The sequence below is a fragment of the Streptomyces atratus genome (genome assembly GCF_900119365.1).
Classification (GTDB): domain Bacteria; phylum Actinomycetota; class Actinomycetes; order Streptomycetales; family Streptomycetaceae; genus Streptomyces; species Streptomyces atratus_B.
Genome location: NZ_FPJO01000048.1, coordinates 19,792 through 27,890 on the forward strand (window position 1 = coordinate 19,792; position 8,099 = coordinate 27,890).

General features: G+C 66.9%; 8 protein-coding genes. All 8 read left to right on the forward strand.

Annotated elements, in window-relative coordinates:
* The first annotated feature begins 2 nt into the window (after positions 1-2).
* The 8 genes from BT364_RS36885 to BT364_RS36920 all read left to right on the forward strand — a co-directional run bounded on the left by BT364_RS36885 (position 3) and on the right by BT364_RS36920 (position 8,068).
* Positions 3-1,007: a Gfo/Idh/MocA family protein gene (locus tag BT364_RS36885; RefSeq protein WP_072489535.1), complete on the forward strand. Its 1,005-nt coding sequence runs from the start codon at positions 3-5 to the stop codon at positions 1,005-1,007.
* A complete protein-coding gene (locus BT364_RS36890) occupies positions 1,000-1,944 on the forward strand; it encodes a UDP-glucuronic acid decarboxylase family protein (RefSeq protein WP_072489536.1) in 945 nt (314 codons plus the stop codon). Before BT364_RS36885 ends, BT364_RS36890 begins: the two co-directional genes overlap by 8 nt.
* Before the next feature lie 11 nt (positions 1,945-1,955).
* Positions 1,956-2,753 carry a sugar phosphate nucleotidyltransferase gene (locus BT364_RS36895; RefSeq protein WP_072489544.1) on the forward strand — a complete coding sequence of 266 codons (798 nt, stop codon included), beginning with the start codon at positions 1,956-1,958 and terminating at the stop codon, positions 2,751-2,753.
* 18 nt (positions 2,754-2,771) lie between these two features.
* A complete protein-coding gene (locus tag BT364_RS36900) occupies positions 2,772-3,581 on the forward strand; it encodes an ABC transporter permease (protein ID WP_218172481.1) in 810 nt (269 codons plus the stop codon).
* On the forward strand, positions 3,574-4,377 hold the full coding sequence (locus BT364_RS36905; RefSeq protein WP_072489538.1) for an ABC transporter permease: 804 nt from the start codon (positions 3,574-3,576) through the stop codon (positions 4,375-4,377). Before BT364_RS36900 ends, BT364_RS36905 begins: the two co-directional genes overlap by 8 nt.
* A gap of 5 nt (positions 4,378-4,382) precedes the next feature.
* Positions 4,383-5,402: an ABC transporter ATP-binding protein gene (locus BT364_RS36910; RefSeq protein ID WP_079179835.1), complete on the forward strand. Its 1,020-nt coding sequence runs from the start codon at positions 4,383-4,385 to the stop codon at positions 5,400-5,402.
* 1 nt (position 5,403) lies between these two features.
* Positions 5,404-6,315 (forward strand): hypothetical protein, encoded by a 912-nt coding sequence (locus BT364_RS36915; protein ID WP_072489540.1) that lies wholly within the window; start codon positions 5,404-5,406, stop codon positions 6,313-6,315.
* Between the two features lie 109 nt (positions 6,316-6,424).
* Positions 6,425-8,068, forward strand: a complete 1,644-nt coding sequence (locus BT364_RS36920; RefSeq protein WP_072489541.1) for an IS4 family transposase — start codon at positions 6,425-6,427, stop codon at positions 8,066-8,068.
* Positions 8,069-8,099: the final 31 nt, after the last annotated feature.

Consider the following 8,099-nt stretch of genomic DNA (forward strand, 5'->3'; position numbering starts at 1 on the left):
CCGTGACTCACGCGCATGACCAGATTCCGCTGGTCGCCGTCGGGTGCGGGCGCATTTTCGAGATGGCCCATGTCCCCGCGCTTCGCGAGTCCACCGACTTCGAGGTGACCGGTCTGGTCGATCCGTCGGACGAGCGCTTGGCCCTGATGAGGGCGGAGTTCCCGGGAGCCGTGCGTGCGGCGCGGCACCTTGCGGACCTGGACGTCGAGGGTGCGGTCGTCCTGATCGCCATGCCGTCGACGATGCGCCTCGAGGTGGCTGCCGCGGCCCTGAAGGCGGGTGCGGCCGGCCTGTTCGTCGAGAAGCCGCTCGGCCACGACGCTCAGACCGCTCGCAGGATGCGCGACCTCGCGACGAGCCACCGACGGCCTCTTCTGCCTGTGCACAACCACCTCCACGAGGAGTCCTTCGCCCAGGCCGTCGCGATGGCCGGCGGCGGCGCGCTCGGACGGATCTCCGGCATCAGGCTGGTCCACCACATGACCGAGCCGTTCCACGGGGTCTGGTTTGAGGCCCCCGACTGGAGGATCCGCTCGGTCATGGGCTGTGTCGACGACCTTGGATACCACGGGCTTTACCTGGCACGGGAGATCGCGGGCTGTCCCGCCGAGCCCGTGGGGCCCCAGCCGTTCGTGTCGCTGGGTCGCTCCGGCACGGTGGACGAGGCCCGGATCGAGCTCGGGCACCACAACGGCGTCCGCACCACGGTCGAGGTGTCCTGGACCGCGGACAGGCCCCTGCACGAACTGACGATCACGGGCGCGGAGGGGCGGGTCACGGCCAGGAACGACGGAACGCTCGTCTCTTCGGTGCGCGGTCATGAGCAGACGTACTCGCTGGAAGCCGGACTGGGGCCGATGTACACGAAGTGGTATCGGTACGCGGCCGACCGCTTGCGACAGGGCACCTGCGACGAGTCGCTGCGCGTCGCCTGCGAGGTGAGCCGAACCCTGGATCACTTGCACGGGATCTCGCGCCGGGCGCAGGAGGAGCAGACAAATGGTTGAGCGTGTTGTTGTCACCGGCGGTGCCGGTTTCCTCGGTTCCCACCTGTGTGAGGCGCTCCTCGATACGGGCCGGGAGGTGCTGTGCGTGGACAACTTTGTCACCGGCCGCCCGCGTAACGTCGAACCACTGCTTCAACGCGACGGATTCACCCTGGTGAGGGCGGACGTCTCCGAGGAGATACCCGTGGAGGGACCGGTGAGTGCGGTCTTCCACCTCGCGTCACCGGCCTCGCCGCCCGACTATCTGCGCCTGCCCCTGGAGACGCTGCGCGTGGGTTCCGCAGGCACGCTGCGCGCCCTCGAACTCGCACGCGGGAAGAACGCCCGCTTCGTTCTCGCCTCCACGTCCGAGACCTATGGCGACCCCCTGGTGCATCCCCAGCCGGAGACATACTGGGGAAACGTGAATCCGGTCGGCCCGCGCAGCGTGTACGACGAGGCTAAACGGTTCGGCGAGGCGGCCACCATGGCCCATCGCCGGACCCACGGGACGAACACGGCCATCGTCCGCATCTTCAACACCTTCGGTCCGCGCATGCGGCCCGACGACGGCCGGGCCATCCCCACGTTCATCAGCAAGGCACTGGCGGGCGAGCCCATTCCGGTTTCCGGTGACGGGCGACAGACACGATCCCTCTGCTTCGTCGACGACCTGGTGGACGCCCTGCTGCGGGTCCTGGAGTCGGACATCGAGGGCCCCGTCAACCTGGGCAACCCCCAGGAGATCACCATGATCGGCCTGGCCGAGTGGATCAGAGAGCTGACGGGCTCCACCTCCGAGATCGTCTTCACACCTGCGATGGAGAACGACCCGAAGGTGCGCAGGCCGGACATCCGACTCGCCCGGCGAGTGCTCGGCTGGGAGCCGCGCAGCGCGGTCGAGGACGGACTCAAGAGGACGATCGAGTGGTTCGGGACCGAGGTCATCCCGGAGTGAAAGTGAACGAGATGAAGAACGTCAGCACGGTCATCCTGTGTGGTGGGCGCGGAACACGTATGCGGGAGCTCGCTCGGACCATCCCCAAACCGATGGTGCCCATAGGCGACCGCCCCTTTCTGTGGCACATCATGGAGTGGTACGCCCGGTTCGACTACACCGACTTCGTTCTGGCGCTCGGCTGGCGCGGCGAGGCGATCAAGTCCTTCGTCCTGCACCACCGGCTGCTGCTGGGGGACTTCGCCGGAGAGACCGGGACGGGAGGTGAGTTCGCCCCGCTGAACTCCGCGGATCCGGCTCTCGAGCCATGGCGGATCAGTTGCATCGACACGGGAAGGGACAGCAAGACCGCGACACGTGTGAAGCGGGTGGCGGACCGCACCTCCGGCGACCAGATCATGGTCACTTATGGCGATGGACTCAGCGACATCGACATCGACTCCCTGCTCCGATTCCATCGCGACCACGGCCGTCTGGCGACCATCTCTGCGGTGCGCCCGCCGGGCCAGTACGGGGAGGTCTCGCTGAGTCGCGACGGACGTGTCGAGGTCTTCCGAGAGAAACCCGCGGTCACCGACCGGCGCGTCAACGGCGGCTTCATGGTCTTCGAACGCGAGGCGATCGACAGGTACTTCCCCGAAGACCGCGACGTCATGCTGGAAGAAGGACCATTGAACGCCCTCGCGCGTGACGGAGAGTTGATGGGCTATCAGCACGACGGATTTTGGCGCGCCATGGACGACCCGAACGACCACGCTGTCCTGGACCAGATGTGGAACGCCGACAAAGCCCCCTGGCGAGTGGGCTGAATCATGTCCATGCTCTCCGTGAATGGACCCTCCGCGTCAGCGAGCGTCCGCTGTTACGCGCGGCTGGCTCTGGCTGGATTCCACCGGGCCGCCGCGTACTGGAAGGCCTCTGTCGCCGGCCTGATCTCCAACACCACCTTCGCCCTGATCCGCGCGGAGATCCTCCTCGTCGCCGTGGCCCCCTCGGGCGGCATCGCGGGGTACGACGAGGGCAGGATCGTCGCCTACGCCTGGGTGAGCCAAGGGCTCTACTCCGTCGTCCTCCTCTGGGGTGACGGCGAGTTGTCGAAGAAGGTCCGCACGGGAGACGTGGCGATCGATGTCTCACGGCCGTGGAACCTTCAGGGAGCACTGCTCGCCATCGATCTGGGACGTGCGGCGTTCGCCGTCATCACGCGACTGGCACCGCCGATCGCGATCGGCGCCCTGTTCTTCTCGTTCAGGTTTCCGGAACGCACCGCGGCCTGGCCGCTGTTCGCCGTGAGCGCCGTACTCGCGGTGGTGATCAGTTTCACTCTGCGATTCATCCTGGAACTGACCACGTTCTGGCTCATGGACGTCAAGGGAGTCACCCAGCTCTACAGCGTGGTGGCCGGCACCCTGTCCGGTCTCACGATTCCGCTCGCCTTCTTTCCGCACTGGGCGCAGGAGATTCTGTGGCTCACGCCGTTTCCCGCCGTTCTGCAGTTTCCGGTCGACATATTCATCGAGCGGGGCGAAGCGGGGGAGATTCTGCTGCAGCAAGCGATCTGGGCGGCCGGCCTCACCCTGTTCGCCCAGTTCCTCTACGGCAGGGCACAGCGCAAGCTGGTGATTCAGGGTGGCTGAACGGATCGCCGTCTGGCTGGTCATCCTGAGGTCGAGGATCCGGAGCCAGACCCAGTACCGAACCTCGTTCTCACTGAACCTCCTGTCCGCGGGACTGTCCCAAGGCACCGAGCTGGTGGCAATCGTGTGCCTGTTCGCCCAGGTCGATGCGCTGGGCGGGTTCGACAGAAGTGAAGTACTCACGATCTACGCGCTGTCCAGTACCGCGTTCGGGATCTGCGAATTCTTTGGCGGATCACTCAACATGCTGCCGACCTACATCAGGACGGGCACCTTCGACATCCTGATGATGCGCCCCTTGAGCGTTCTCGGGCAATTGCTGACGTCCGAGGTCCAACTGCACCGAGCGGGCCGCGCTGTGGTGGGAGTCCTGATGCTCGGCTACGTAGTGGGTGCCACCGGAGTGCCAATGACGGGGCAGAACATCCTGTTGCTCCTCATCACCCCGCTGGCCGGAGCCCTGGTCATCGGAGCGGTGTGGTTGGTGTCCTCGTCGATGTCCTTCTGGCTCATCAAGGGCGAGGAGGTGACCGTGTCCGTGACATACGGCACGAACCTGCTGACCTCCTATCCGATGACTGTGTTCTCGGCCCCGGTCCGGGTCGTCTTCTCCTGCATCGTCCCCGCCGCCTTCGTCGCCTACTACCCGGCGCTCGCTCTGGTGGACCGGCCCGATCCGCTGGGTGCGCCGGAGTATTTCGCCTGGAGTGGCCCGGTCGTGGCAGGGGTGTCGCTCGCTGTCGCCGCAGGGGTGTGGCGATGGGGGATCCATCAGTACAAAGGGGTTGGGTCATGACGTACATGGTCGATGTCGAAGGGCTCTCGCGGGAGTTCTCCGTCTGGGCCCGCACGGGCCGGTTCCGCCGCAGCGCCAAGGTGGTCGAGGCGGTGGCCGACGTGTCCTTCACGGTGGCGCGGGGGGAGGCGGTCGGATACGTCGGTCCGAACGGTTCCGGGAAGTCCACCACGATCAAGATGCTGACCGGCATCCTGGCGCCCTCGTCGGGCCGGGTGAGCGTGTGCGGGCTGGAACCCTCGCAACACCGCAAGCAGCTCGCACGGCGCATCGGAATCGTCTTCGGCCAGCGCAGCCAGCTGTGGTGGGACCTGCCACTGCGTGAAAGCCTGGAGATCCTGCGGGCCATCTACCGGATTCCGCAGGCGAGGTTCAGGGCACGGCTCGACGAATGCGTCGAACTGCTCGACCTCGACTCCTTTCTCGAACGGCCCGTGAGGCAGCTCTCTCTCGGGCAGCGCATGAGGGGAGAGGTGACCGCGGCACTGCTCCACGACCCGGACCTGCTCGTCCTGGACGAACCCACCATCGGACTGGATCTGGAGTCGAAGGCCAAACTCCGGGGATTCCTCGCGGAGTTGGTTGCGCGCAGGGCGACGACCCTGCTTCTGACCACCCACGACCTCCAGGACATCGAACTGCTCTGCCCCAGGCTGATCGTCATCGACCACGGACGGATTCTGGCGGACGGCGCGCTGGACACCCTGCGCGACGAAGTGAGCCCCGAGCGCATTCTGCGCGTCGACCTGAAACAGCCGGGAGCGCTCCTGCCCACGTTCCACGGAGTGACAACGGTCCAGGCCGACGAACACAGGACACGGCAGCGGCTGTCCTTCGACCCCCGCAGGACGACAGCGGCCGAGTTGATCGCCCAGGTGGCCCAGGTGGCTCCCGTCATCGACGTCTCCGTCACCGAACCAGCCATCGAGGACGTCATCCGCGGCCTGTACGCACGCTCGGGAGCGGTCCCCGCAGCGCGCCACATATCCCGGTCGTCGGAAACAACGGCCGGCGAAGAGGAATGACATGAAGCAACACAAGGCAGCCCCGGGGCTCGATGCCCGCAACGAGGTCGGGCACGTACTGTCCGGCGACCCGACGGGCATCTACGACCAGTGTGATGAGGCGACGCGCGGTCACTACCGTGCGGTGGTCGACGAACTCGCACGGTGGTCCGGGCAGTCGGCCGTGGACGTGGCCAGGGCCGCGGTGCGGCTGGCCGGCGTCGTGGACGGCGGTGGCCCCTGGCACGTCGGCGAGTACCTGCTGGGGAGGGGCAGGCGAGAGGTCGAGACGGCACTGGGATGCCGGCCTCCCCTGACGGTGCGCTGGGTACGCCGTCTGGCCCGGCACGCCGTCGCCGTGTACATCGGGGTCATCGTCGCCGTCGCCGTCGTCGTCGCGGCACTCTCGGCATGGGGGCTCGCAGCCGCCGGTGTCCACCCCGCCGTCGTGACGGTGGCCGTGATCTGCCTGATTCCGATGCTGACGTGCTTCGGCCGAGAGGTCCTGCACGCCTTGATCGGCTCGACGGTGCCGCCACCCGGTGGCCTTCCGTCCCTTGCCTGTCGGTCCGACGCGGTCCGGGACGCCCGCGTCTGTGTCGTGTATCCGGTGATCGTGCACACCCAGGACGACATCGCCGAGTTGGCGGCGACGATGGCGGCCAATCATGAAGCGAACCCCGGCCTGAAGGCTGTGCACTTCGCCCTGGTCGACCTGGCGGACGCGGCTACCCGCCACACCGACCAGGACGACGACTTGAGGCGTCTGGCGGAAGAGACGGTTCATTCACTCGGTGAATCGACGAACGGCGAGTTCCAGGTGCTCTTCCGCGGGCGGCGATGGAACGAAGCGGACGGCCTGTGGATGGGCTGGGAACGCAAACGCGGAAAGCTCACGGAGTTCAACGGGGGGGCCTGTCCCAAGGCCGGGTAGTTAACGTTTTCGCAGGTCATGCAAGCCAGTTGAAGGATTTCCGACGCAGAACAACGGAGCTCGTTGGTACAGGCAGTCGACCAAGACAGCTTGTCCCGAAGGAGCTCCGTTGCCCCGCCATTGTGTCCTGCCGTCTGCCCTGACGGCCATCACCCGAACGGTCACCGTGGCAGCGGGCCGGTTCGCGCCCGGCCATCTGGGGGAGCTGACCGCCGTCGTGCCATTCGAGCTCGTGGACGCGGTCCTTGCGGAGACTCGGACGATGCAGCGGAGGCTGCGTGATCTTCCGTCGCGGGTCGGGGTCTACTTCCTGCTCGCGATGTGCCTGTTCCCCGAGGTCGGCTACCAGCTCGTCTGGGCCAAGCTGACCGCCGGCCTGTCCGGGATGCCGGTGGTCTGTCCATCGGCGAAAGCGTTGCGTGACCTGCGCCGGAGACTCGGTAGCGCGCCCGTGCGGGCGTTGTTCGAGGTGCTGGCCGGGCCACTGGCCCAGCCGACGACCCCAGGGGTGCGTTTCGGTCCGTACCGGACGGTGTCGTTCGACGGCTGCAGTTCGCTGAGGGTTCCCGATTCGGAGCGGAACCGGGCCTGGCTAGGCAGGACTTCCCATCATGGCTACCCGACGCTGGAGTTGATGACGTTGATCGAGACCGGCACCCGGGCCCTGGTCGGCGCGGTGTTCGGCCCCACCGCCGAGGGCGAGACAAGCTACGCCGGCCGACTGCTGCATCTGCTGCGACCGCACATGCTGGTGCTGTGGGACAAGGGATTCGACAGCAACGCCTTCCTCGCGAAGGTGACCGAGACCGGCGCCCAGGTCCTGGGCCGGCTCCGCAGCAACCGGCGCACGCCGGTTCTCACCCGCCTCGCCGATGGCTCCTACCTGTCGGTGATCGGCACCGTGAAAGTACGGGTCATCGACGCTCAGATCGCCGTGACCTGCGCGGACGGCACGACCTTTACCGGGTCCTACCGATTGGTCACGACCTTGACCGACGCCCGCCGCTACCCCGCCACTGCGCTGGTGGACCTCTATCACCAGCGGTGGGAACACGAATCCGCGTACTACGCGCTCCGCCACACGATCATGAACGGGCGCAACTTGCGCTCGGGTAACCCGACAGGCATCGAGCAGGAGATGTGGTCCCTGCTCACGCTCTACCAGGCCCTGCGCACGGTGATGGTCGACGCCGCCGAGTCCCTCCCCGGCACCGACCCGGACCGCTGCTCTTTCAGCATCGCGCTCCACACCGCCCGGGACCAAGTGATCCAGGCCACCGGCATCGTCACCGCGGACGCCGATCGAGACGCTCTCCTCGGGACGATCGGCCGCCAGATCCTCACTGGCCTGCTCCCTCCCCGGCGGCAACGGCTCAGCACCCGCAAGGTCAAATCGCCGATGTCCCGCTACAGCGAGCGCCACGCCGACGGCCGGCCCGACACCAGCCGAACCGTCACCCACCTCGACGTCACCATCCTCGAACCCGTGGATCAGTCACCCGTGCCGCCCACAGCCTCCCGGGACGACCGGCACGCCGCCCCCGCCGCACGGCGCCGACACCGCATCCTGGCCCTGCTCCAGGAAGAACCCACGCGCCTGTGGCAGCCCCGTGAAATCGCCGACCGCTTCGGTGACGTCACCCTGGAGACCATGTACAGACAACTGAACCGGTGGGCCGTCAGCGGCCTCATCCACAAACTCGGCCCCGGCCTCTACGCCGCAACACCATGGTCCCCAGGCCCTCTTGCATGACCTGCGAAAACGTTAACTACCCGGCCTTGGG